Origin of the sequence: Streptomyces ficellus (genome assembly GCF_009739905.1) — a bacterium.
Classification (GTDB): domain Bacteria; phylum Actinomycetota; class Actinomycetes; order Streptomycetales; family Streptomycetaceae; genus Streptomyces; species Streptomyces ficellus_A.
Genome location: NZ_CP034279.1, coordinates 4901395 through 4926198 on the forward strand (window position 1 = coordinate 4901395; position 24804 = coordinate 4926198).

Below are 24804 nucleotides of genomic sequence, written 5' to 3' on the forward strand. Positions count from 1 at the left end.
AGAGAAAGGCCCTCCGCGCACGTCCTGTGCGCGGAGGGCCTTTCCGTTTCGGCTCCTACGGGTGCGAGCCGTTCATTCAGGCGGAGACGCGCGCCTTGGCCCTGCGGGCGCGGTCGAGGGCCACACCGACGGCCACCACGACGGCCGCGACCAGCGTCGACAGCAGCACGACCTCACGGTTGTCCTTGTCGAACACCATGTACACCAGCACGAAGACGATCATGGCGGCGGTCGCCCACGTCAGGTACGGGAAGAGCCACATCTTCACCGTCACCTTCTCGGGCGCCTCGCGCATCAGGATCCCGCGCATCCGGAGCTGGGTGAAGCAGATGACCAGCCACACGAACAGGGCGACCGCGCCGGACGAACTGAGCAGGAAGTCGAAGACCGTGTCCTTGAACGCGTAGTTGAAGTAGACGGCCACGAAGCCGAACGCCACCGAGGCCAGGATGGCAGCGGTCGGCACGCCCTTGGCGTTGGCCTTGGCGAAGGCCTTCGGCGCGTCACCGCGCTCACCCAGCGAGAACGCCATGCGGGAAGCGGTGTACAGGCCCGAGTTCAGGCAGGACAGCACGGCCGTCAGCACGATCACGTTCATGATCTGGCCGGCGTGCGCGATGCCGATCGAGTCCAGGGCGGCGACGTACGAGCCCTTCTCCACGATCGACTTGTCGTTCCACGGCAGCAGCGTCAGCACGACGAAGATCGAGCCCAGGTAGAACACGGCGATGCGCCAGATCACGCTGTTCGTCGCCTTGGTGACCGCGCGGCGCGGGTCCTCGGACTCGCCGGCGGCCAGCGTGACGATCTCACTGCCCATGAAGGAGAAGACGACCATCAGGACACCGGTCAGGATGGCGCCCGCGCCGTTCGGCATGAACCCGCCGGCGTCCGTGAGGTGCGCGAAGCCCGCACCCGGGTTGTCCGAGCCCGGCAGGAAGCCGAACACGGCCAGCAGGCCGATGACGACGAACGCGCCGATGGCGACGACCTTGATGCCCGCGAACCAGAACTCGAACTCGCCGTACGACGAGACCGAGGCGAGGTTGGTGGCCGTCAGGACCACCATCACGATCAGCGCCCAGGCCCACTGCGGAACGGCCGGTATCCACCCCTCCAGGATCACGGCACCCGCGGTCGCCTCGACCGCCAGCACCACGACCCAAAAGAACCAGTACAGCCAGCCGATGGAGAAGCCCGCCCAGCGGCCGAGCGCGCGGTCCGCGTACGCGGAGAACGAGCCCGAGTTCGGGCTCGCGGCCGCCATCTCGCCCAGCATCCGCATCACGAACACGACCATCGCGCCGACGAGCAGGTACGACACGAGGATGGCGGGACCGGCCTTGGCGATGCCGCCGGAGGACCCGACGAACAGGCCGGCGCCGATCACTCCACCAATGGCGATCATGGAAAGGTGGCGGTTCTTCAGTCCGGCCTTGAGACCGTCTGAAGGCTGCGGAGTACCGGGTTCCCCGGCTGCTCCGCCTTCCTTCTGGAGGGTCGACTGCGTCGTCATGGACGATTCCTAACGTCTGTGCGGTACTCGGGTTACGAGCCCGTGCATGCAAGCACGAGACCCGGACGCACCGAAAGACCCGATTCCGGATCGTGATACGACGGGCCCCGCCGACCCGCCCCGGGCCCCGCGCGTGCCACACTCGGACCCATGCGCGTGTACCTCGGCTCCGACCATGCCGGCTTCGAACTCAAGAACCACCTCGTCGAGTGGCTCAAGGCCCACGGCCACGAGCCCGTCGACTGCGGTCCCCACATCTACGACGCCCAGGACGACTACCCGCCGTTCTGCCTCCGCGCGGCCGAGAAGACCGCGGCCGACCCGGACAGCCTGGGCATCGTGATCGGCGGCTCCGGCAACGGCGAGCAGATCGCCGCGAACAAGGTGAAGGGCGTGCGGGCGGCGCTCGCCTGGAGCGAGCAGACGGCGGCGCTGGGCCGCGAGCACAACAACGCCAACGTCGTCGCGATCGGCGGGCGGATGCACACGGTGGAGGAGTCCACGAAGTTCGTGGAGACCTTCCTGAACACCCCGTACTCGGGTGAGGAGCGTCACACGCGCCGCATCGAGATGCTCTCGGCCTACGAGACCACCGGCGACCTCCCCCCCATCCCGCCCCACCACCCCCAGGCCTGACCCCGTCCCGCAGGGCGGCTCCCACCCCCACCCGTTGTGGGCAATCGTCCCGCAGGGCGGGACGGGTGGGCACAACGGGACCGGAGCGGTGCCTGTTCCCGGTTCGCTCCGGTGCGGCTCGGTTGGCTGCCGGTGGGTGGGGGGCGTGGCCCCTCCGGGCTCGCCTCCTCGGGGCCGGCGGCCTTGGGTTACGCGTAGGGGAGCCGCGCCTGCGCCGCCAACCCCGGGGGCGACCCTGCACGGCCCCGCCCCGGCCGGATGCCGACTGCGGGCCGGGGCTTGCGTACGTACACCCGAGGAGACCCATGCCCGAAGGGCATACGATCCACCGCCTCGCCGAGGAGCACCTGACCCGCTTCGCCGGCCAGCCCGTCCGCGTCACCAGCCCCCAGGGCAAGTTCTCCGACAGCGCCGCCCTCCTCGACGGCCGGGTGCTCGACGGCGTGGACGCCCACGGCAAGCACCTGTTCCTCGGCTTCGAGGACACCGGCTGGGTCCACATCCACCTCGGGCTGTTCGGCAAGGTGGGGTTCGGGGACGTCCCCGCGCCGCCGCCCACCGACACGGTGCGGCTGCGGATCGCCGGCGACGGCGCGTACATGGACCTGCGCGGGCCCACCACCTGCGCACTGATCACCGAGCCGGAGAAGCGCGCGATACACGAGCGGCTCGGCCCCGACCCGCTCCGGGACGGCGACGACCCGGACAAGGCGTGGCGGCGGATCTGCCGGAGCCGTACCACCGTCGCCGCCCTGCTCATGGACCAGAAGGTCATCGCGGGCGTCGGCAACGTCTACCGTGCCGAGGTCCTCTTCCGGCACGGCATCGACCCCTACCGGCAGGGGAAGGACCTCACGCGGGCCGAGTGGGACGCGATGTGGGCCGACCTCGTGGCGCTGATGCGCGAGGGCGTGCGCAACAACCGCATCGACACCGTGCGCCCCGAGCACACCCCCGAGGCGATGGGCCGCCCGCCGCGCGTCGACGACCACGGGGGAGAGGTGTACGTGTACCGCAGGGCCAACCTGCCCTGCCACGTCTGCGGCGGCGACATCCGTACCGCCGGACTCGCCGCCCGCAACCTGTTCTGGTGCCCCGGCTGTCAGAAGCCGTGAGGAAGCCAGGGCGCGAGGGTGGAGCCGAAGGCCAGCGACGCCTCGGCGAGGGCGCCCCGCCGCACCTCCCGCACGAGGCCGGCGCCCGCCAGTGACGCCAGGGACGACCCGCCCAGGTACGCCGCGCCCAGCTCCCGTACCGACAGGGCGAGGTCCGCGGCGTCGTCCGTACGGGAGCACACCGCGCCCTTCGCGTCGCCCGACAGGCGCCAACGCCCGGTGTTCCAGGGGCAGAAGGCGTCCTCCACGTCCAGGACCACGTCCACCGGGGCCTGGTAGGTGCGCGCCTCCAGCGCCGCGCGCACGTCCACCAGGCGCACGTGCAGCGCGTCCAGCTCGCGCAGGTCGCAGCGGCGGATGTCGGAGACCAGGTGCTGCCAGGGGTCGTCCACCGGCCGGTTGTGGACCTGGAGCGTGGACGTCAGGTCGATGCCGCACAGGAACCGCCACACCGCCGCGTACCCGGCCGGGTCCAGCGCCCCCATGTGCCGCAGCCGCACCGCGCCCTTCGGCCCGGCCGGTTCCCACTCCACCTTGGTGCTGTACAGGGCGAACCCGACGACCTCGCCGTCCCGCTCGGCCAGCACGCACTGGAGCCGCGACGCGCCGTCCCGGCTGCCGGGCGGGTCCAGCAGCGGCAACGCCTCCCAGCCGGGGCGGCGGGCGAGCATCCCGGGCCGCTCGGACACCAGCCGCGCGTACACCGCCTCGCACGCCGCGCTCGCGTCGGCGGGCGCCACGAGCCGCAGGGCTACGTCATCCGTCCCGTCGGGTACGGACAGCCGCACCCGGTCCGTGTCGATCTCCGCGCGCAGCTTCCGGGTGGCGACGCCGTAGCCGAAGCGACCGTAGATGGCCGGTTCCGACGCCGTCAGCACGGCCAGGGACTCGCCCCGCGCGAAGACGTCGTCGAGCTGGCGCCGCATCATCGACGCGAGGATCCCGCGGCGCCGGTGCGTCGGCACCACACCGACCATCGTCACGCCCGCCGCGGGCACCAGGGCACCGCCCGGCACCGACAGCAGGAAGGAGAACGCCCCGGCCGTACCCACGCAGACCGACCCGTCCCAGATACCGATCGAGCGCTCGCACTCGGTGAGCGCCTGCCACAGCGCGCGCTCCTGGGGCGAGTCCGGCAGACCCCCGAACGCCGTCTCCAACTGCCCGTACCAGTGGTCCCATTCGGCCGGCCGCAGCACGCGTAGGTCTGTCGTCATATGCCATGCGTACCAGGCGCGGGTGAGCGCGGCGACCCAATTTCGAACGCAATGTCACAGGGGTCCCCCTGCACGGGGCCCCACCGGGTGGATAGGGTCCAGGCCAATGGCCCGTAGCGCACGAGTGGACGCGTACCTGGCCCGGATGCGGAAGTCCGCCCGCCGGGTCAAGGTCGGGCTGCGCAAATCCGGCGTCGACTACTTCCGCGGCGACGGCTCCGACTGGATCGCCCTGGTGGGCCTGCTGCTCACGGTCCCCGCGATCACGTTCCTCACCATCACCACCCCCGTCTGGGCGGCCCCCTCCGCGCTGGTCCTGCCCATCGTGGCGGGCGGCCTGCTGCTGCGCCCGGCGAGCCTGCTGGCCCTGTACGCGGCGGCCGCCGGCGCCCTGATCGTCGAGTCGGCCGTGCTCGGCCCGTACCCCGGGGCCGCCGGCCGGGTCACGCCCGGCACGGTCCTGGTGGTGGCCGCGTGCGGGCTGTTCGGTCTGCTGATCGCCCAGTTCCGGGCCCGGGTCGGCGTGCCGTGGCGGCGCGGCGGGACCATGCTGTTCGACCTGCGGGAACGCATCCGGGTGCAGAGCGCCCTGCCGCGGCTGCCGAAGGGCTGGCACCAGGAGATGGCGCTGCGCCCCGCGGGCGGCCAGTCCTTCTCGGGCGACTTCGTCGTCGCGGCCAGGACGCAGGGCGGCCGCTCCCTGGAGGTCGTCCTGACCGACGTGTCCGGCAAGGGCATGGACGCGGGTTCCCGCGCGCTGCTGCTGTCCGGGGCGTTCGGCGGGCTGCTCGGCTCGCTGCCGCCGCACGGCTTCCTGCCGGCGGCCAACGGCTACCTGCTGCGCCAGGACTGGGACGAGGGCTTCGCGACCTCCATCCACCTGGTGCTGGACCTGGAGTCCGGGGACTACGAGCTGCTGTCCGCGGGTCACCTCCCGGCGCTCCAGTTGCACGCGGGCAGCGGCCGGTGGGAGGAGAAGGCGGGGGAGGGCCCGCTGCTGGGGGTGTACGACGGCGCAGAGTTCCACCCGGTCAAGGGGTCGCTGCGGCCGGGGGACGTCCTGATGCTGTTCACCGACGGCCTGGTGGAGGCGGCGGACCGGGACATCGCCGAGGGCATCGACCGGCTCACCGGCGAGGCCGACCGGTACGTCTCCTCCGGCTTCCAGGGCTCCGCCTGGCACCTGATCGAGGCGTGCGCCAAGGACGTCAACGACGACCGGGCGCTATTGCTCATCACCCGTGACGCGTAGGGGGCACACATGACGTACCTGTCGCTGGACGAGGTCGAGGCGCTGGCGCGGGAGGCGCACGCCGGGCAGACCGACAAGGCGGGCCGCCCGTACGCCGAGCACCTCGAGGCGGTGGCCGAGGGGGTCCGGGCGCGGGGCGGCGGGGACGAGCAGGTCGCCGCGGCCTGGCTGCACGACGCGGTGGAGGACGACCGGCTGCCGGAGGCCTGGCTCATGGAGGCCGCGCTGCCGCGGGCCGTCAAGGACATGGTGCTGGCGCTCACCAAGCGGCCGGGCGAGGACCTGGAGGCGTACACCGCCCGGGTGCTGGCGGTGCCGGGCGCCCGTCTGGTCAAGGAGGCCGACCTGGCCCACAACGCGGATCCGGGCCGCCTCGCCGTGCTGGACGAGGCGACCCGGAACCGGCTCAGGGCCAAGTACGCGAGGACGCGGGCGCTGCTGGGGCTCAGCGGCGGCTGAGTTCGGCCGCGTCGCGGCGGAACGCCCAGTCCATGTTCGGTTCCGTCACCCAGCGCAGGGCGCGCCGCACCGGCGGGGTGCACATCAGGGTGACCGTGGTGGCGGCGACCAGGGTGACGACGATCCGCCCGAGGGGCGTGTCGAGCTGGTAGGCGGGGACGAGCGCCCAGTAGTCCATGCCCTTCACCAGGAACCCGTGCAGCAGGTAGCCGCAGATGGTGCCCGCGCCGAGCACGGTGAACCAGGTCCGCCGGCGCGGCACCCAGGCGAGGAAGGCCGCGGTGAGCACCAGGGCGCAGCCGAACAGCGCGAACGTCATGACCGGACCCGCCCACCAGGGCGCGTCCAGCTCCTCGGCGCTGGTCGAGCGGTAGAACCAGCCCATCCGGATGTCCGGTGCGATCCAGTACGTGAAGGCCAGGGCGCCCAGGGCGACGGGCAGGGCGGCCAGCCGGACGGCGCGCCGCCGCAGGAGTTCGAAGTGCTCGGGCTTCAGGGACAGGCCCAGCACGAAGAACGGCAGGAACTGGAGGATGCGCTGGAGGTCCAGGTCCTGGCCGATGCCCGGAGTGAGCGAGCCCAGCGCGGCGATGACCAGGGCGACGGGCAGCGGATGCCGGATCGAGCGCCACAGGGGGGTGGTCAGCCGCCAGACGAACAGCGCGATCAGGAACCAGGTGAGGTAGATCGGGTCGGTGAGGCTGATGGCCTGGTCGGGGGTGCCGCCGGCCCAGCGCCGGTAGAGCGAGTACGCCACCTCGAACACCAGGTACGGCACCACGATCCCGCTGACCAGCCGTTTCAGCTGGTGGGGCCGTCCGGTGAAGCTCCGCGAGAAGTACCCGGAGATCACGATGAACGCCGGCATGTGGAAGGTGTAGACGAACATGTAGAGCGCCCTGGCCGCCCTGCTGCCGTCCATGACGGGCTCCCACGCGTGCGCCATGGCGACGAGCACGATCGCCAGGTACTTGGCGTTGTCGAAGAAGGCGTCCCGGCCTGGTCTGTCCGCCCCGGCCGGGCGGGGGCTCGTGGTGGTCTCGGGCTCCCCGACCGGTGGGAGCAGGGTCTGCTGATTTCCATGCGGAGCCTGGAACATCTGAGGCACCCTAGCCACGCTTCCGCTCATTCGTAAAACCTGCCGGAAGCCTCGGCCATTTGTTTCTGACACCACCCGCAACCGCACTCTATGCCCCAATTAATCCCCCTTAATTGGGGCATGTTGCCCCGTCATGGTCCACGGAGAATTACTTGTCGGGCACGCTGCGAATTTCCTGTGTCCGATATGTATGCGGCGTGAAACGATCACATTGAATTCGAAGTCTGTTTTTCCGTCCGCGCCCGGGCCCGGCCACGGCCGCGCTCCGTGCCCGTGTGAACGATGTGTCAGCGGGCCTCAATCGTGGGGAGGTTGGTGGCACGATGGAGCGAACGGGGGGCGCCGGGCCGCGCACCCCGGGGCCGGCAAGGTGGACCGACCGAGGGTGTGTGATCAGTTGTGGCCATTTCACTGTCCGTGGTGCTGCTGTTGGCGATCATCCTGGTGGTGATGATCCGGGGCGGCTCCCTCAAGGCCGGTCCCGCGATAGTCGCCGTCCTCTTCGGCTTCTTCCTCGCCTCGTCCGGTATGGCGCCGTCCATACAGCGCTTCCTCGACTCGATCGCGTCGACGATCAACCAGATCAACTTCTGAACCGGCGGCCGGGTCGCCGGTGCCCGGAGCCGGACCCAGACTGGGAGAAGGGGTGCCGACCGAGGAGGCACCATGACGGCAACGACACGCGAGGACACCCCCGTCGCCATCGAGGGCGACGGTGTGGAACTGCGGATGGCGGACCTAGGGGGCGACATGACCGCCGCGTTCGTCCGCTTCCCCCGCGGCACGGACATGGGCCCGGCCCTCAAGGGCCTGCCCGGCGACCTGTGCCAGTGCCCCCACTGGGGCTACCTGTTCAAAGGACGCCTCAGGATGCGCACCGGAGACGGTGACCGGATCTACGAGGCCGGCCAGGCCTTCTACTGGGAGCCCGGACACGCGCCCGAGGCCCTGGAGGACTGCGAGTACCTGGACTTCTCGCCCACCAAGGAGTTCGACGAGGTCATCGCGCACGTGAAGGCACAGATGGGGTGAGGCGTACGGAGGGGCCGAGGCGTCGCCGCCGAAAACGCCGCGCGGCCCGGCGGGGGACGGTGTCCTCCCACCGGGCCGCGGCCGGATGGAGCGGGCGACGGGAATCGAACCCGCGTAGCTAGTTTGGAAGACTAGGGCTCTACCATTGAGCTACGCCCGCAGGCAACGCACCGCGGGCCCAAGGCCGCGGCACGAACGCAACGTCATCGTAGCGGGTCGGGCCGGGTCGTCGCACACCCCTTGAAACGGGCCGCCCCATTAAGGTGCCGACGCAGCGGCGCGAGGCATGTACCCTACGTGTCGCACCGACGGGGTGTGGCGCAGCTTGGTAGCGCGTCCGCTTTGGGAGCGGAAGGCCGTGGGTTCAAATCCCGCCACCCCGACCACGCCAGACGCGCCTGATCGCATGCGCAACCAAGATCACGTTGTGGGCGCCAACCCGCTTGCGGTTACTATGCAAGCTGCGTGCCCGTGTGTCTCTCTGACCGGGCCGAATCCGCCGGAACCGCCCGCAAGCGGCATCGGCAGAATCCAAGAATCAGCCACCAAGGAGACCGAACCGTGAAGAGCGCCGTTGAGACCCTGAACCCGACCCGGGTTCGGCTCACTGTTGAGGTGCCCTTCGAGGAGCTCAAGGACAGCCTCGACGCGGCGTACAAGAAGATCAACCAGCAGGTCACGGTCAAGGGCTTCCGCAAGGGCAAGATCCCGGCTCGTGTCATCGACCAGCGGTTCGGCCGTGGTGCGGTGCTGGAGGAGGCCGTCAACGACGCCCTCCCGAAGTTCTACACCGAGGCCGTCAACGAGGCCGAGGTCAACCCGCTGGGCCAGCCCGAGGTCGACATCACCGAGCTGAAGGACGGCGAGCTGCTGGCCTTCACCGCCGAGGTCGACATCCGCCCGACGATCGAGATCCCGGACTACTCCGGCATCGAGGTCACGGTCGACGCCGTCGAGGTCACCGACGAGGACGTCGAGAAGTCCGTGGAGCAGCTCCGCGACCGCTTCGCCTCCACCAACCCGGTCGAGCGCGCCGCCGCCGAGGGCGACGTCGTGACGATCGACCTCGAGGCCAAGGTCGACGGCGAGGTCCTCCCGGACGGCGTCGCGAGCGGCGTGCAGTACACCATCGGCTCCGGTGAGCTCCTCGACGGCATCGACGAGGCCGTGACCGGCCTGGAGGCCGGGGCTGAGGCCACCTTCACCTCCGAGCTGAAGGGCGGCTCCGCCGAGGGCAAGGAGGCCGAGGTCTCCGTCAAGGTCACCCAGGTCGCCGCCCGTGAGCTCCCCGAGCTCGACGACGACTTCGCCCAGATGGCGTCCGAGTTCGACACCCTCGAGGAGCTGAAGGCGGACAGCCGCAAGCGCCTCGAGAACATGAAGCAGTACGACCAGGCCACCCAGGCCCAGGAGCGCGTCCTGGACCAGCTGATCGAGCTGGCCGAGGTGCCGATCCCCGAGAAGCTCCTCGAGGACGAGGTCAACACCCGCAAGCACAACCTCGAGCACCACCAGCTCGGCCAGATGGGTCTGACCATCGAGAAGTACCTGGAGCTCCAGGGCAAGACGGTCGAGGAGTTCGACGCCGAGACCCGCGAGCAGGCCGTCAAGGGCATCAAGACCCAGTTCATCCTGGACGAGCTGGTCAACAAGGAGAAGCTCAACGTCAACCAGGAGGAACTCACCGAGCACCTCATGCGGCGTGCCTCCTCCTCCGGCATGAGCCCCGACCAGTTCGCCAAGGCCGTCGTCGAGGGCGGCCAGGTCCCGATGCTCGTCGGTGAGGTCGCCCGCGGCAAGGCCCTCGCGGTCGTCGTCGAGGCCGCCAAGGTCGTCGACACCAACGGCGAGCCGGTCGAGCTCGACGACGACGAGGACGAGACCGCCGAGACGGTCGACGCCTCCTCCGAGGAGACCGAGGACAAGGCCGAGGACAAGCCCGAGGCCTGAGCCCCGGCCCCGGCATGAACGGTCCGACGGGCCCGATCCGCACCCGCGTGCGATCGGGCCCGTCGCCGTACGGGCCCCGGGAGCCCCGCGGGCCCAACTACCTTGCGCTCCGAGCGAACAGTTCGGGAACCGGGATGGTGTTGTCCGACCTGCGCGTTAGGGTCCATGAATACGAGGGCAGGCCAGTACTCGCCCCCAGTACGTACGACGCTGAGACGGCCGGAGCCGTCAGAGACGAGCAGGTGGATACGTGACGAATCTGATGCCTTACGCCGCGGGTGAGCCGTCCATCGGTGGTGGCCTCGGCGACCATGTCTACAACCGGCTGCTCGGCGAGCGGATCATCTTCCTCGGCCAGCAGGTCGACGACGAGATCGCCAACAAGATCACGTCGCAGATGCTGCTCCTCGCCGCCGACCCGGACAAGGACATCTACCTCTACATCAACAGCCCGGGTGGCTCGGTGACGGCCGGCATGGCCATCTACGACACCATGCAGTACATCCCGAACGACGTCGTCACCATCGGTATGGGCATGGCGGCCTCGATGGGCCAGTTCCTGCTCACCGGCGGCACCCCCGGCAAGCGCTTCGCGCTGCCGAACACCGACATCCTGATGCACCAGGGCTCCGCCGGCATCGGCGGCACCGCCTCGGACATCAAGATCCAGGCCGAGTACCTCCTCCGCACGAAGAAGCGCATGGCCGAGATCACCGCGCGCCACTCCGGCCAGACCGTGGAGGCGATCATCCGCGACGGTGACCGCGACCGCTGGTTCACCGCCGAGGAGGCCAAGGAGTACGGCCTGATCGACGACATCATGTCTGCCGCCGCGGGCGTTCCGGGCGGTGGCGGCACCGGCGCCTGAGCCGGCACCCGCCCCCTTCCTCCCAGCCCCGCCGAACGCCACCAGGATGGTGAACACCCACATGAGCAACTTCTCCGCGAGCGGCCTCTACACCGGCCCGCAGGTGGACAACCGGTACGTCGTCCCGCGCTTCGTCGAGCGCACCTCGCAGGGCGTGCGTGAGTACGACCCGTACGCGAAGCTCTTCGAGGAGCGCGTGATCTTCCTCGGCGTGCAGATCGACGACGCCTCCGCCAACGACGTCATGGCGCAGCTGCTGTGCCTGGAGTCGATGGACCCGGACCGCGACATCTCCATCTACATCAACAGCCCCGGTGGTTCCTTCACCGCGCTGACGGCCATCTACGACACGATGCAGTTCGTGAAGCCGGACATCCAGACGGTCTGCATGGGCCAGGCGGCGTCCGCCGCGGCCGTGCTGCTGGCCGCGGGCACCCCCGGCAAGCGGATGGCCCTGCCCAACGCGCGCGTCCTGATCCACCAGCCGTCCGGCGGCACCGGCCGCGAGCAGCTCTCCGACCTGGAGATCGCGGCCAACGAGATCCTGCGCATGCGCACCCAGCTGGAGGAGATGCTGGCCAAGCACTCCACCCAGCCGATCGAGAAGATCCGCGACGACATCGAGCGCGACAAGATCCTCACGGCCGAGGACGCCCTGGCGTACGGCCTGGTGGACCAGATCGTCTCCACCCGTAAGAGCACCGCCGCGGCGGCAGCCTGACGGCTCCGCCTTCCCTTGGCACGGTGTGAACCGTGCCAAGGGGGGCCCGAACACGGGGCCCGGCAAGGTACCGTCGGATATGAGGCACCAGGAGCCGGCTGAACCAAGCCGCTCCCAGGCGAAGGGGAAGCACCTCGTGGCACGCATCGGTGATGGCGGCGACCTGCTCAAGTGCTCGTTCTGCGGAAAGAGCCAGAAGCAGGTGAAGAAGCTCATCGCAGGCCCCGGTGTGTACATCTGCGACGAGTGCATCGACCTCTGCAACGAGATCATCGAGGAGGAACTCGCCGAGACCTCCGAGGTGCGGTGGGAGGAACTCCCCAAGCCGCGTGAGATCTACGAGTTCCTGGAGGGGTACGTCGTCGGGCAGGAGCCCGCGAAGAAGGCCCTCTCCGTCGCGGTGTACAACCACTACAAGCGCGTCCAGGCCGGCGAGAACGGCGGCGCGCAGGGCCGGGACGACGCGATCGAGCTCGCCAAGTCCAACATCCTCCTGCTGGGCCCCACGGGCTCCGGCAAGACCCTCCTGGCCCAGACCCTGGCCCGCATGCTCAACGTCCCGTTCGCCATCGCCGACGCGACGGCGCTGACGGAGGCGGGCTATGTGGGCGAGGACGTCGAGAACATCCTGCTGAAGCTCATCCAGGCCGCCGACTACGACGTCAAGAAGGCCGAGACGGGCATCATCTACATCGACGAGATCGACAAGGTCGCCCGTAAGAGCGAAAACCCGTCCATCACCCGGGACGTGTCGGGCGAGGGCGTCCAGCAGGCGCTGCTGAAGATCCTGGAGGGCACCACCGCCTCCGTGCCGCCGCAGGGCGGACGCAAGCACCCGCACCAGGAGTTCATCCAGATCGACACGACGAACGTGCTGTTCATCGTGGGCGGTGCCTTCGCCGGCCTGGAGAAGATCATCGAGTCGCGCGCCGGCGCGAAGGGCATCGGCTTCGGCGCGACGATCCGCTCGAAGCGCGAGATCGAGGCCAGCGACCAGTTCCAGGAGGTCATGCCGGAGGACCTGGTGAAGTTCGGGATGATCCCCGAGTTCATCGGCCGTCTCCCCGTCATCACCTCGGTGCACAACCTGGACCGCGAGGCGCTGCTGAAGATCCTCGTCGAGCCGCGCAACGCGCTGGTGAAGCAGTACCAGCGCCTGTTCGAACTCGACGGCGTGGAGCTGGACTTCGACCGCCCGGCCCTGGAGGCCATCGCCGACCAGGCCATCCTCCGCGGCACCGGCGCGCGCGGCCTGCGCGCCATCATGGAGGAGGTCTTGATGTCGGTGATGTACGAGGTGCCGTCCCGCAAGGACGTGGCCCGCGTGGTCATCACGGAGGACGTCGTCCACAACAACGTCAACCCGACGCTGGTCCCCCGGGTCGTCAAGGACCCGGGCCGCCACGAGAAGTCCGCGTAGCGGCACGGACATCACACGAGGGCGCCCGCCCGGTTCCAGGAACCGGGCGGGCGCCCTCGTCGTACGCGTCAGTGCGGCGTCCGGGTCACTTGATCTCGACGCGGGCGTCCTTGCGGACCTTGGCGGCCAGTTCGGCGGCCTGGTCCAGGGGCAGTGACTTGCCGGTCAGGATGGCGGCCGGGTCCGTGGAGATGACGGACGCCACGGTGCTGTGGTCACCCCAGATGCACACCGGCATCTTGAAGCTGCTCGGCGCTCCGGCCGTGTCCGTGGCCGCGCCCATGTCGAACTCGGCCTCCTGGCACTTCATCACGCCGTTCTCGAAGCCGGCCGGCGTGAACTCCTGCGGGCTGCCGTTGAGCTTGATGCTCTCGCCGTCGGAGCCGGAGCCCTCCTCGGCGGACTTGTTCTTCAGCTCCGCGAACATGGCGTCGACGACCTTCTCCGGGTCCTCGATCTCGCCGTACACGCCGTTCAGCTGGAGCTGCTTGGCGGTCTCGGACGAGCCTGCCTTGTAGGCGCCCGTCACGTTCTGCGGGTTCTTGACGCCCCACTTGGCGGCGTCCTTGACGGCATCGGCATCCGCGGCGCTGGAGTTCCCCGACTCCTTCTTGTACTCGGTGGCGACCGTCTCGGGCGTCGTCAGCTTGTACTTCTTGCCGTCGTCCCCGACGGAGCTGCCACCGCCGAACACGAAGTACGCGCCCACGCCGATCGCCGCGACCACCGCGACCGCGCCGAGGATCAGGCCCGTCTTCTTGCCGCCGCCACCGGCCGGCGGCGGGGGCGGGGGGTAGGCGCCGGGGCCCGCGCCGTAGGGCTGCTGCGGGGGCTGGCCGTAGGGGGCCGGCTGGCCGGGCTGCTGGGGGTAGCCGTAACCCTGCGGCGGCACGCCCTGGGGCGGCGGGGCCTGCTGGGGGTAGCCGTAGCCGGGCTGGGGCTGCTGCGGGGGCTGGCCGTACGGTCCGGGCTGCTGGGGCTGTCCGCCGTACGGGCCCGGCTGGTTGTAACTCATTAAGGGGTTCCCCCTCCGAATGCTTATGCGTTCCTCACATCCTGGCTGAAACCCCTCCCACGCGGGACGGCGGGGGTCACACCGTTACCGAACATTCCCGTTTCAGTACGGGCCTGTGACACCTCTAAACTGTGGCCCGTGACCGAGAACACTCAGCAGCAGCCAGCATCCGTCCCCGAACTGCCGACCCAGTACGCGCCGGCCGAGGTAGAGGGGAAGCTGTACGAGCGCTGGGTAGAGCGCGGTTACTTCACGGCCGACGCGAAGAGCGAGAAGCCGCCGTACACCATCGTCATCCCGCCGCCGAACGTCACCGGCAGCCTCCACCTGGGCCACGCCTTCCAGCACACGCTCATGGACGCCCTCACCCGCCGCAAGCGGATGCAGGGTCACGAGGCGCTGTGGCTGCCCGGCATGGACCACGCCGGCATCGCCACCCAGAACAAGGTCGAGCAGCAGCTCGCCGAGGAGGGCAAGTCCCGCCACGACCTGGGCCGCGAGGAGTTCACCGAGCGCGTCTGGCAGTGGAAGGAGGAGTACGGCGGCAAGATCCTCGGGCAGATGCGCCGCCTCGGTGACGGCGTCGACTGGTCGCGTGAGCGCTTCACCATGGACGAGGGCCTGTCCAAGGCCGTCCAGACCATCTTCAAGCGGCTCTACGACGACGAGCTGATCTACCGCGCCGAGCGCATCATCAACTGGTGCCCGCGCTGTCTGACCGCCATCTCCGACATCGAGGTGGAGTACCAGGAGGACGACGGCGAGCTCGTCTCCATCCGGTACGGCGAGGGCGACGAGTCGCTCGTCGTCGCCACCACCCGCGCCGAGACGATGCTCGGTGACACCGCCGTCGCCGTCCACCCGGACGACGAGCGGTACAAGCACCTCGTCGGCAAGCGCATCAAGCTGCCGCTGACCGACCGCACCATCCCGGTCGTCGCCGACACCCACGTCGACCCGGAGTTCGGCACCGGCGCCGTCAAGGTGACCCCGGCCCACGACCCCAACGACTTCGCCATCGGCCAGCGCCACGGCCTGGAGTCCATGACGATCATGGACGAGCGCGGAGTCCTCACCGTCCACGGCCCCTTCCAGGGCCTGGACCGGTTCGAGGCGCGCAGCGCCGTCGTCGGCGCGCTCCGCTCGCAGGGCCGGATCGTCGCCGAGAAGCGCCCGTACGTCCACTCCGTCGGCCACTGCTCGCGCTGCAAGACCACCATCGAGCCGCGCCTGTCGATGCAGTGGTGGGTCAAGGTCGGCCCGCTGGCCCAGGCCGCCGGTGACGCGGTCCGCGACGGCCGGGTGAAGATCCACCCCGAGGACATGTCGAAGCGGTACTTCGACTGGGTCGACAACATGCACGACTGGTGCATCTCGCGCCAGCTGTGGTGGGGCCACCGCATCCCCGTCTGGTACGGCCCCGACGGCGAGGTCGTCTGCGTCGGACCCGACGACGAGACGCCCACCGGCGAGGGCTGGACGCAGGACACCGACGTCCTGGACACCTGGTTCTCGTCCGGCCTGTGGCCGTTCTCCACGCTCGGCTGGCCGGAGCGCACCCCGGACCTGGAGAAGTTCTACTCCACCGACGTCCTCCTCACCGGCCACGACATCATCTTCTTCTGGGTCGCCCGGATGATGATGTTCGGCCTGTACGCGATGGACGGCGAGGTCCCGTTCAAGACCATCTCCCTGACCGGACTCGTCCGTGACGAGCGCGGCAAGAAGATGTCCAAGTCCTTCGGCAACGTCGTGGACCCGCTGGACTGGATGGACGCCTACGGCTCCGACGCCGTCCGCTTCACCCTGGCCCGCGGCGCCAACCCCGGCACCGACGTCCCGATCGGCGAGGACTGGGTCCAGGCGTCCCGGAACTTCGCCAACAAGATCTGGAACGCCACCCGCTTCGCGCTGATGAACGGCGCCACGGTCGAGGGCCCGCTGCCGGACGCCTCCGCGATGTCGGCGACCGACCGCTGGATCCTGTCGCGGCTCAACAAGACGGTCGCCGAAGTCGACGCGTACTACGAGGACTTCCAGTTCGCCAAGCTGTCGGACGCCCTCTACCACTTCGCGTGGGACGAGGTCTTCGACTGGTACGTCGAGCTGTCGAAGACCACGTTCTTCGGCGGCGGTGAGCCCGCCAAGGTCTCGGCCCGCGTCCTCGGCGAGGTCCTGGACGTCACGCTGCGGCTGCTGCACCCGGTGGTCCCGTTCGTCACCGAGACGCTGTGGACCTCCCTCACCGGAGGGGAGTCCCTGGTCGTCGCCGACTGGCCCGCCGACTCCGGCTTCCGCGACGAAGCCGCCGAGCGCGAGATCGAGCTGGTCCAGCGGGTCGTCACCGAGGTCCGCCGCTTCCGTTCCGACCAGGGCCTCCAGCCCGGCCAGAAGGTCCCGGCCCGCCTCGCCCTCGACGGCACGGCGCTCGCCCCGCACGAGGCGGCCATCCGCCAGCTGCTGCGCCTCCAGCCGGAGGGCGAGGGCTTCCACGCCACCGCCTCCCTGCCGGTCGCCGGCGCCACCGTCGCGCTCGACCTGTCCGGCACGATCGACGTGGCGGCCGAGCGCAAGCGCCTCGCCAAGGACCTGGCCGTCGCGGAGAAGGAGAAGGCCCAGGCGACGGCGAAGCTCGGCAACGAGGCGTTCCTCGCCAAGGCGCCGGACAACGTCGTGGACAAGATCCGCACCCGGCTCGCCAAGGCCGACGAGGACATCACGCGCCTCCAGAACCAGCTGGCGAACCTCCCCGAGGCGTGATCCCCACGGCCGGGGGCGCGGGGCACACGCCTCGCGCCCCCGGCCGCCCGGCACCGGTCCGGGCGCTGTCGGTGGGGCTCCGTAGACTGGCCCTGTGAGTGAGCAGCCCCCGTCCAGCGACAGCGACGACTTCGACGACCTCGTGGAAGCCGAGACCACCCGAGACCCCGATCTGGCGGTGATCGAGGCCGGCAGCCGTACGCTGCGCGCCCAGGCCGGACCGCCCGGGGCCGACGAGGCGGTGCCCGCGCGGCCCGCCGACCCCGAGGTGGACCGGGCGCTGCGGGAGGTGGAGCAGGAGCTGGCCACCCGCTGGGGCGAGACTAAGCTGGAGCCGTCGGTGACGCGGATCGCGGCACTGATGGACGTGCTGGGCGAGCCGCAGCGCGCGTACCCCTCCATCCACATCACGGGCACCAACGGCAAGACGTCCACGGCCCGGATGATCGAGGCGCTGCTCGGCGCGTTCGACCTGCGCACCGGGCGGTACACCTCGCCCCACGTGCAGTCGATCACCGAGCGGATCAGCCTGGACGGCGCGCCGGTCGGCCACGAGCGGTTCATCGAGACGTACCAGGACATCAAGCCGTACGTCGAGATGGTCGACTCCTCGCAGGAGTACCGGCTGTCGTTCTTCGAGGTCCTCACCGGTATGGCGTACGCCGCGTTCGCGGACGCGCCGGTGGACGTGGCGGTCGTCGAGGTCGGCATGGGCGGCAGCTGGGACGCGACGAACGTGATCGACGGGGACGTCGCCGTCGTCACCCCCATCGACCTGGACCACACCGACCGGCTGGGCACCACGCACGCCGAGATCGCCGGCGAGAAGGCCGGGATCATCAAGCAGGGCGCCACCGTCATCCTTTCGCAGCAGCCGGTGGACGCGGCGCAGGTGATGCTGAAGAAGGCCGTCGAGGTCGACGCGACGGTGGCCCGCGAGGGCATGGAGTTCGGTGTCGTCTCGCGGGAGGTCGCCGTCGGCGGGCAGCTGCTGACGCTGCGCGGCCTCGGCGGTGAGTACGAGGAGATCTTCCTGCCGCTGTACGGCGCGCACCAGGCGCACAACGCGGCGGTGGCGCTCGCGGCGGTGGAGGCGTTCTTCGGCGTCGGCGCCCAGGAGGCGCGGACGCTGGACGTGGACCGCATCCGGCACGCGTTCGCCTCGGTGGTCTCGCCGGGCCGCCTGGAGGTGGTGCGGCGCAGCCCGACCGTGGTGCTGGACGCCGCGCACAACCCGGCGGGCGGGCGGGCCGCCGCCGAGGGCATCAGCGAGGCGTTCGGCTTCTCCCGGCTGGTGGGTGTCGTCGGCACGAGCGGCGACAAGGACGTCCGGGGCCTGCTGGAGGCGTTCGAGCCGATCTTCGCGGAGGTCGTCGTCACGCAGAACTCCAGCCATCGCGCGATGGACGTGGACGAGCTGGCCGCGATCGCCGTCGAGGTGTTCGGCGACGAGCGCGTGGTGGTCGAGCCGCGGCTGCCCGACGCGCTGGAGGCGGCCATCACCCTGGCGGAGGAAGAGGACGAGTTCGCCGGGGCGGGCGTCCTGGTGACGGGTTCGGTGATCACGGTCGGCGAGGCCCGGCTGCTGCTCGGGAAGGGCTGAGGTTTCTGATGCGTACGCTCTGCGCGTCCACGCTGATCGGCGAGTTCTTCGTGATCGGGTTCGCCGGTCTGGTGGCCATGAAGGACGACAGCCTGACGATGGGCACCGTGTGGACGGTGTGCGGTGTGCTCATGGCCCTGAGCGTGCTGCTGTGCGGCATGATCACCCGGCCGGGCGGGGTGCAGCTCGGCTGGGCGCTCCAGGTGGTGCTGATCCTGAGCGGTTTCGTCGTGCCGGTGATGTTCTTCCTGGGCGCGGTGTTCGCCGGGCTGTGGTGGGCGTCGGTCCACTTCGGCCGGAAGATCGACGTGGCCAAGGCGAAGTGGGCGGCCCAGGCGCAGTAGCCGCGCGCCCCGACCCGGGCGCGGTACCCGGGAACGTGCGCCCCGGTGGCCGGAAAGACCGGACCCCGTGCCGCGGCGCGGCGGCGCCCCTGTAGCCTCGGCTCACCGCACACGTATGCCTGCAAGGAGCCCTCACCCATGACCCAGCGCACGCTCGTCCTTCTCAAGCCCGACACGGTACGCCGCGGCCTGATCGGCGAGGTCATCGGTCGTATCGAGCGCAAGGCGGGCTGGGCCATCACCGCCCTCGAGCTGCGCCACCTGGACCAGGACACGCTGGAGCAGCACTACGGCGAGCACAAGGGCAAGCCGTTCTACGAGCCGCTGGTCGCGTTCATGTCGTCCGGGCCGGTCGTCGCACTGGTGGTCGAAGGCGAGCGGGTCATCGAGGGCGTACGCCAGCTGGCGGGGCCGACTGACCCGATCGCCGCAGCGCCCGGCTCCATCCGTGGTGATTTCGGCACCATCGTCCGGGAGAACCTGATCCACGCGTCGGACTCGGAGGAGTCCGCCATTCGGGAACTGAAGATTTTCTTCCCGGGCATTTCCTGACCCGCTGTCAGCCATACAGCGCTCATGACCTGGGGCGACCGATGGAATTTCGGTCGCCCTTCGGCATATGAACGCCACGACCGGGAACGCATCGCACCGACACATCGTCACCTATACAGAGGTGGGCCACCGCGCCGTGTCCGCGCAGGCGGGACTACGATGTGAATCTCCTCGCCACACACCCACCTCGCCGACCTGAGAAGCCGTCAACGCTCTAATTGGGAAGGCCCGACGCATCCTCATGGGAAACAAGGGGAACTCAATGTCGTTCATCGGCCGTGACATGGCTGTCGACCTCGGGACCGCCAACACGCTGGTGTACGTGAGGGGTCGCGGCATCGTCCTCAACGAGCCGTCCGTCGTCGCGATCAACACCAACACCGGCGGAATCCTGGCGGTCGGCGCAGAAGCGAAGAAGATGATCGGCCGGACTCCCGGCAACATCGTGGCCGTCCGGCCGCTGAAGGACGGCGTGATCGCCGACTTCGAGATCACCGAGCGCATGCTCCGCTACTTCATCCTCAAGATCCACAAGCGCCGTTACCTGGCCCGTCCGCGCGTCGTCGTCTGTGTGCCCTCCGGCATCACGGGTGTCGAGCGCCGTGCCGTCATCGAGGCGTCCACCCAGGCGGGCGCCCGCCAGGTGCACATCATCGAGGAGCCCATGGCCGCCGCCATCGGCTCCGGCCTCCCGGTCCACGAGGCCACCGGCAACATGGTCGTCGACATCGGTGGCGGCACCACCGAGGTCGCCGTCATCTCCCTCGGCGGAATCGTCACGGCGCAGTCCATCCGGGTGGCCGGTGACGAGCTGGACAACGCGATCATCCAGCACGTCAAGAAGGAGTACAGCCTCCTCCTGGGCGAGCGGACCGCCGAACAGATCAAGATCACCATCGGTTCGGCGTACGACCTGGACAGCGACGAGCACACCGAGATCCGCGGCCGGGACCTCGTCTCCGGGCTCCCCAAGACGGTCGTCATCTCGGCCGCCGAGGTCCGCAAGGCGATCGAGGAGCCGGTCAACGCCATCGTCGACGCCGTCAAGACGACCCTCGACAAGTGCCCGCCGGAGCTGTCCGGCGACGTCATGGACCGGGGCATCGTCCTCACCGGCGGCGGCGCCCTGCTGCGCGGCCTCGATGAGCGGCTGCGCCGGGAGACCGGCATGCCGATCCACATCGCCGAGGACCCGCTGGACTCGGTGGCGCTCGGCTCCGGCAAGTGCGTCGAGGAGTTCGAGGCGCTCCAGCAGGTGCTGGACGCCCAGCCGCGCAGATAGCGTGACCCACAGGTCAGCCGTACGGGTGCTGCCGGACCCGTACGGCTGATCGTTGATCCGGTTGCTCCGGTTGATATAACGGCACAACATTTCCTACGAGATTCCTACGAGGAAGGCACGGCCGCCCCACGTGAGGGACACACGAGAGAGCCGGCTGCTCCTGGTGCTGCTGGTCGCCATCGCGTTCGCGCTGATCACGGTGGACATCCGCGGCGGTGAGGAGTCACCCGTCGACGGCGCCCGACGGGCGGCCGCCACGGTCTTCGGCCCGGTCGAGGACAGCGTCGCGTCCGCCGTCAATCCGGTGGGCAACGCCATCGCGGCCGTACGGGACTCGGGCGACCGCCACAACCGCGTCGCGGACCTGGAACGGGAGAACGCCGCGCTCAAGGCGAAGCTCGGCAGCGACGACCGCAACCGCAGCCGCGTGCGGGAGCTCGACAACCTGCTGAAGAAGGCCGGCGCCGGCCAGTTCGGCATCAAGGCCGCCGAGGTCATCGCCATAGGAGCCGCCCAGGGCTTCTCCTGGACGGTGACCATCGACGCGGGCGCCCGGGACGGCATCAAGCGGGACATGACGGTCATCAACGGCGACGGGCTCGTCGGCCGCGTCACCACCGTCGGCCCCGGCACGTCCACCGTCCTCCTCGCCAGCGACCCGGACTTCACCGTCGGCACCCGGATGGAGCGGTCCGACGAACTGGGCTTCGCCACCGGCCAGGGCGACCGCCCGCTGTCGGTGCAGCTCCTCAACGGCAAGGCCAAGGTCAAGCCCGGCGACCGGCTCGTCACCTTCGGCTCCCGCGCCGACAAGCCCTTCGTACCCGGCGTCCCGGTCGGCGAGGTCGTCCGCGTCGACCCGTCCACCGGAAACCTCACGCGGAACATCTTCGTACGCCCCTACGTCGGCTTCAGCAAGCTCGACATCGTCGGCGTCGTCGTCCAGGCCCCGCGCACCGACCCCCGGGACACCGTGCTGCCGCCCAAGCCCACGCCCGAGCCGACCGTCACCGTCACGGTGACCCCGTCTCCCACCGGGGCGCCCAGCGGCGCACCGAGCGGGCCGCCCGAGGGGGAGTGACGCATGCGTTTCAACCGGATCCTGCTCTCCACGACCCTCGTCGTCGTCGCCCTGGTCCTCCAGGTGTCGATCCTGGCCCGCCTCCAGCTCCCCGGCGCCGTCCCCGACCTCCTCCTGCTCGTCGTCGTCGGCCTCTCCCTGGTGTACGGGCACGTCAGCGGCGCCCTCATCGGCTTCGGCGCCGGCCTGCTCGTCGACCTCGCCCCGCCCGCCGACCACGCCGCCGGGCGGTACGCCCTGGTCCTGTGCGTCATCGGCTACCTCGTGGGCCTCGCCAAGCCCGAGAACGGCCAGCTGCGGTCCGCCACCGGCCCCATGGCCATGGTGGTCGTCGCGGCCGTCGGCTCGACACTGCTGTACGCCGGCGTCGGAGCCCTGGTCGGCGACACCGCCGCCCGCCACGTCGGCCTGGTGTCCCTGCTGGTCACCGCCGTCATCTACGACCTGCTGCTCGCGCCCTTCACCGTGCCGTTGATCATGGCGCTCGCCAGACGCGCAGAGAACGATCCCCTCGCCGAGAACACCGGCTCCGGAAGTGATGTCGCCTCCGGCTTCATGGCGAACGGCACCGGCCTGCGGATCGGCGAACAGCGCGGCGTGCTGCGCATGAAGGCCGCCCGCAACCGGGCGGCGCGGGCCGGACGCATCAAGGGCGTCAAGCGACTGTGACCGAGGGGGCAACCGCGTCATGAGCAACATCCCCGAGACGGGCCGGACCCCCAGGGTCCAGATCCGGCTCATCGTCATCCAGGTCCTGGTCTTCTCCCTGCTCCTCACCCTCGGCGGCCGCCTCTGGTACCTCCAGATCCGGCAGGGCAAGGAGTACACCGACGAGGCGAAGAACAACCACGTCCAGCAGGTGGTCCAGCCCGCCGTGCGCGGCGCCATCCTCGACGCCCGCGGCGTCCCGCTCGCCGACAACGAGACCCGCCTCGTGGTCTCCGCGTCCCGCACCGAGCTGATGAAGATGAAGGACGACGGCAAGGGCGTCCTCACCCGGCTGGCCGGCGTCCTGGGCATGAAGCCCAAGGACGTCATGGACAAGATCCGCCTCTGCGACTCCAAGACCCCCCAGCCCTGCTGGAACGGCTCACCCTTCCAGCCGATCCCCGTCACCGACGAGGCCACCACCCAGCAGGCCCTCCAGATCCGCGAACGCGCCGAGGACTTCCCCGGCATCACCGCCGAGCCGACCGCCGTGCGCCGCTACCCCGCACCCGGCCGCGCCCGCACCGCGCAGGTCCTCGGCTACCTCTCGCCCGTCACCGACGAGGAGCTGGAGAAGGCGAAGGACACCGACTCGCCGTTCCTCCGCTCCGACATGGTCGGCCGCTCCGGCCTGGAACGCACCTACGACAAGGCCCTGCGCGGCAAGGCCGGGGTGACCCGCTACGAGGTCGACAACCTGGGCCGCGTCCTCGGCGAGGCCGAGAGCGACCCCGGCAGGCCCGGCTCCACCGTCGTCACCAGCATCGACGCCCGCGTCCAGGCCGTCGCCGAGTACGAGCTGTACCAGGCGATGAAGAAGGTGCGGGGCGAGACCGACAAGATCACCGGACGGCCGTACAAGGCCGACGCGGGCGCCGTCGTCGTCATGGAGTCCAAGACCGGCCGCGTCGTCGCCATGGCCTCCCAGCCCGACTACGACCCCAACGCCTGGGTCGGCGGCATCTCCGGCAAGGAGTACGCGAGGCTCACCGGCAAGAACTCCAACTACCCGCTGCTCAACCGGGCCATCCAGGGCCAGGCCCCGGCCGGCTCCATCTTCAAGGTGGTGTCCGCGAGCGCGGCCGTACGCGCCGGCTACCCCTTCGACGGCAGCTACAACTGCTCCAGCTCCTACAGCCTCGGCGGCCGGAGCTTCGCCAACTTCGAGTCCAAGGGCCACGGACCGATCTCCCTCGGCGAGGCCCTCAAGTTCTCCTGCAACACCGTCTTCTACGCCCTCGGCCACAAGGAGTGGCAGCGCGACGGCGGCCTCAAGGCGAAGAAGAACGCCAACGACTGGTTCTACCGGACCGCGCACGACTTCGGCCTCGGCTCCGAGACCGGCATCGACCTGCCCAACGAGGTCAAGGGCCGCATCCCGGACCGCCACTGGAAGCAGTCGTTCTGGGAGGCCAACAAGGACTCCTGGTGCAAGCAGGGCAAGAAGGGCGGCAGCTACGTCGAGCAGATCGCCTACGAGAGCTGCCTCGAGGGCAACCAGCTGAAGGCCTTCGACAGCATCAACTACGCGATCGGCCAGGGCGACGTCCTCGTCACCCCCATCCAGATGGCCACCGCCTACGCGGCCATCAGCAACGGCGGCACCCTCTACAACCCCACCATTGGCAAGGCCGTGATCAGCCCCGACGGCAAGAGCATCGAGGAGATCAAGCCCAAGCCGCACGGCAGGCTCCCAGTCGACGCCCAGACCGTCAGCGACCTCGACAAGGGGCTGCGCTCCGTCGTCGAGCCGGGCGGCACCGCGGCCTGGCGGTTCGGCGGCTGGCCGCAGGACAAGATCCCCATGCGGGCCAAGACCGGTACCGCGCAGGTGTACGGCAAGCAGACCACTTCCTGGTTCGCGACCTACACCGACGACTTCACCATCGTGATGACCATCTCCCAGGGTGGTACCGGCTCCGGCGCCTCCGGCCCCGCCGTACGCAACATCTACGACGCCCTCTACGGCCTCGACGACTCCGGCAAGCAGGACCTCAAGCGCGCCCTGCTGCCCAAGCCGCAGAGCACGCTGCCCAGGATCCAGCAGGACGGCACCATCGAGGCGCCGCCGATCAAGCCGTACGACCCCAAGTCACAGCTGGTCGACCCGGCCGAGCAGGCACAGGGGGAGGAGCCCCCGCCCGCCGGCCCGCCCCCGGTCTGGAGGGACTGAC

General features: G+C 69.8%; 22 protein-coding genes and 2 tRNA genes. 19 read left to right on the top strand and 5 right to left on the bottom strand.

Annotated features, from left to right (window positions below):
- Positions 1-76 precede the first annotated feature (76 nt).
- Positions 77-1516 (bottom strand): amino acid permease, encoded by a 1440-nt coding sequence (locus tag EIZ62_RS21905; RefSeq protein WP_156694392.1) that lies wholly within the window; start codon positions 1514-1516, stop codon positions 77-79.
- A 150-nt stretch (positions 1517-1666) separates the two neighbouring features.
- On the opposite strand from EIZ62_RS21905, the gene EIZ62_RS21910 reads away from it, so the two are divergent.
- Complete coding sequence (locus tag EIZ62_RS21910; protein WP_156694394.1) at positions 1667-2152, top strand: ribose-5-phosphate isomerase; 486 nt, start codon at positions 1667-1669, stop codon at positions 2150-2152.
- Between the two features lie 305 nt (positions 2153-2457).
- On the top strand, positions 2458-3267 hold the full coding sequence (locus EIZ62_RS21915; RefSeq protein WP_156694396.1) for an Fpg/Nei family DNA glycosylase: 810 nt from the start codon (positions 2458-2460) through the stop codon (positions 3265-3267).
- Here the strand turns inward: EIZ62_RS21915 and EIZ62_RS21920 are convergent.
- Positions 3255-4484, bottom strand: coding sequence for a GNAT family N-acetyltransferase (locus EIZ62_RS21920; RefSeq protein ID WP_156694398.1), 1230 nt, complete (start codon positions 4482-4484; stop codon positions 3255-3257). The two genes, EIZ62_RS21915 and EIZ62_RS21920, sit on opposite strands and share 13 nt — an antisense overlap.
- A 106-nt stretch (positions 4485-4590) precedes the next feature.
- Between EIZ62_RS21920 and EIZ62_RS21925 the strand changes: the two genes are divergently transcribed.
- Positions 4591-5736: a PP2C family protein-serine/threonine phosphatase gene (locus EIZ62_RS21925; RefSeq protein ID WP_156694399.1), complete on the top strand. Its 1146-nt coding sequence runs from the start codon at positions 4591-4593 to the stop codon at positions 5734-5736.
- A gap of 9 nt (positions 5737-5745) precedes the next feature.
- The gene (locus EIZ62_RS21930) at positions 5746-6195 is read left to right on the top strand and encodes an HD domain-containing protein (RefSeq protein WP_156694400.1); all 450 of its coding nucleotides are present in this window, start codon (positions 5746-5748) and stop codon (positions 6193-6195) included.
- Here the strand turns inward: EIZ62_RS21930 and EIZ62_RS21935 are convergent.
- Positions 6182-7294 carry an acyltransferase family protein gene (locus tag EIZ62_RS21935; RefSeq protein ID WP_156694401.1) on the bottom strand — a complete coding sequence of 371 codons (1113 nt, stop codon included), beginning with the start codon at positions 7292-7294 and terminating at the stop codon, positions 6182-6184. The two genes, EIZ62_RS21930 and EIZ62_RS21935, sit on opposite strands and share 14 nt — an antisense overlap.
- 399 nt (positions 7295-7693) lie before the next feature.
- Here EIZ62_RS21935 and EIZ62_RS21940 point away from each other — a divergent pair, with 399 nt between their 5' ends.
- Positions 7694-7888 (top strand): hypothetical protein, encoded by a 195-nt coding sequence (locus tag EIZ62_RS21940; protein WP_156694402.1) that lies wholly within the window; start codon positions 7694-7696, stop codon positions 7886-7888.
- Positions 7889-7960: 72 nt separating this feature from the next.
- Positions 7961-8326 (top strand): cupin domain-containing protein, encoded by a 366-nt coding sequence (locus EIZ62_RS21945; RefSeq protein WP_156694403.1) that lies wholly within the window; start codon positions 7961-7963, stop codon positions 8324-8326.
- 86 nt (positions 8327-8412) lie between these two features.
- Here the strand turns inward: EIZ62_RS21945 and EIZ62_RS21950 are convergent.
- Positions 8413-8486: transfer RNA gene (locus EIZ62_RS21950), tRNA-Gly, on the bottom strand.
- Between the two features lie 149 nt (positions 8487-8635).
- Between EIZ62_RS21950 and EIZ62_RS21955 the strand changes: the two genes are divergently transcribed.
- The 5 genes from EIZ62_RS21955 to clpX all read left to right on the top strand — a co-directional run bounded on the left by EIZ62_RS21955 (position 8636) and on the right by clpX (position 13285).
- A tRNA-Pro gene (locus EIZ62_RS21955) sits at positions 8636-8712 on the top strand.
- Positions 8713-8887: 175 nt separating this feature from the next.
- Positions 8888-10276, top strand: coding sequence for a trigger factor (gene tig, locus EIZ62_RS21960; protein WP_156694404.1), 1389 nt, complete (start codon positions 8888-8890; stop codon positions 10274-10276).
- 250 nt (positions 10277-10526) lie between these two features.
- Positions 10527-11144: an ATP-dependent Clp protease proteolytic subunit gene (locus EIZ62_RS21965; protein ID WP_156694405.1), complete on the top strand. Its 618-nt coding sequence runs from the start codon at positions 10527-10529 to the stop codon at positions 11142-11144.
- A gap of 46 nt (positions 11145-11190) precedes the next feature.
- The gene (locus EIZ62_RS21970; RefSeq protein ID WP_031070475.1) at positions 11191-11865 is read left to right on the top strand and encodes an ATP-dependent Clp protease proteolytic subunit; all 675 of its coding nucleotides are present in this window, start codon (positions 11191-11193) and stop codon (positions 11863-11865) included.
- Between the two features lie 136 nt (positions 11866-12001).
- The gene (clpX, locus tag EIZ62_RS21975; protein WP_031070473.1) at positions 12002-13285 is read left to right on the top strand and encodes an ATP-dependent Clp protease ATP-binding subunit ClpX; all 1284 of its coding nucleotides are present in this window, start codon (positions 12002-12004) and stop codon (positions 13283-13285) included.
- Positions 13286-13370: 85 nt separating this feature from the next.
- Here the strand turns inward: clpX and EIZ62_RS21980 are convergent, their stop codons facing one another.
- Positions 13371-14300 carry a hypothetical protein gene (locus EIZ62_RS21980; protein ID WP_156694406.1) on the bottom strand — a complete coding sequence of 310 codons (930 nt, stop codon included), beginning with the start codon at positions 14298-14300 and terminating at the stop codon, positions 13371-13373.
- Positions 14301-14438: 138 nt separating this feature from the next.
- Here EIZ62_RS21980 and EIZ62_RS21985 point away from each other — a divergent pair, with 138 nt between their 5' ends.
- The 8 genes from EIZ62_RS21985 to mrdA all read left to right on the top strand — a co-directional run bounded on the left by EIZ62_RS21985 (position 14439) and on the right by mrdA (position 24803).
- Positions 14439-17060, top strand: coding sequence for a valine--tRNA ligase (locus EIZ62_RS21985; RefSeq protein ID WP_156694407.1), 2622 nt, complete (start codon positions 14439-14441; stop codon positions 17058-17060).
- A gap of 94 nt (positions 17061-17154) precedes the next feature.
- Positions 17155-18663, top strand: a complete 1509-nt coding sequence (gene folC, locus EIZ62_RS21990) for a bifunctional tetrahydrofolate synthase/dihydrofolate synthase (protein WP_156694408.1) — start codon at positions 17155-17157, stop codon at positions 18661-18663.
- An 8-nt stretch (positions 18664-18671) separates the two neighbouring features.
- A complete protein-coding gene (locus EIZ62_RS21995) occupies positions 18672-19007 on the top strand; it encodes a DUF4233 domain-containing protein (RefSeq protein WP_156694409.1) in 336 nt (111 codons plus the stop codon).
- A gap of 138 nt (positions 19008-19145) precedes the next feature.
- A complete protein-coding gene (gene ndk, locus EIZ62_RS22000; RefSeq protein ID WP_156694410.1) occupies positions 19146-19559 on the top strand; it encodes a nucleoside-diphosphate kinase in 414 nt (137 codons plus the stop codon).
- 262 nt (positions 19560-19821) lie between these two features.
- Positions 19822-20841 (top strand): rod shape-determining protein, encoded by a 1020-nt coding sequence (locus tag EIZ62_RS22005; RefSeq protein ID WP_156694411.1) that lies wholly within the window; start codon positions 19822-19824, stop codon positions 20839-20841.
- 130 nt (positions 20842-20971) lie between these two features.
- Entirely contained in the window at positions 20972-21922 is a 951-nt protein-coding gene (mreC, locus tag EIZ62_RS22010; protein WP_156694412.1) for a rod shape-determining protein MreC, read from the top strand.
- Positions 21923-21925: 3 nt separating this feature from the next.
- Positions 21926-22591, top strand: coding sequence for a rod shape-determining protein MreD (gene mreD / locus EIZ62_RS22015; RefSeq protein ID WP_156694413.1), 666 nt, complete (start codon positions 21926-21928; stop codon positions 22589-22591).
- Between the two features lie 19 nt (positions 22592-22610).
- On the top strand, positions 22611-24803 hold the full coding sequence (gene mrdA / locus EIZ62_RS22020; protein ID WP_156694414.1) for a penicillin-binding protein 2: 2193 nt from the start codon (positions 22611-22613) through the stop codon (positions 24801-24803).
- Position 24804: the final 1 nt, after the last annotated feature.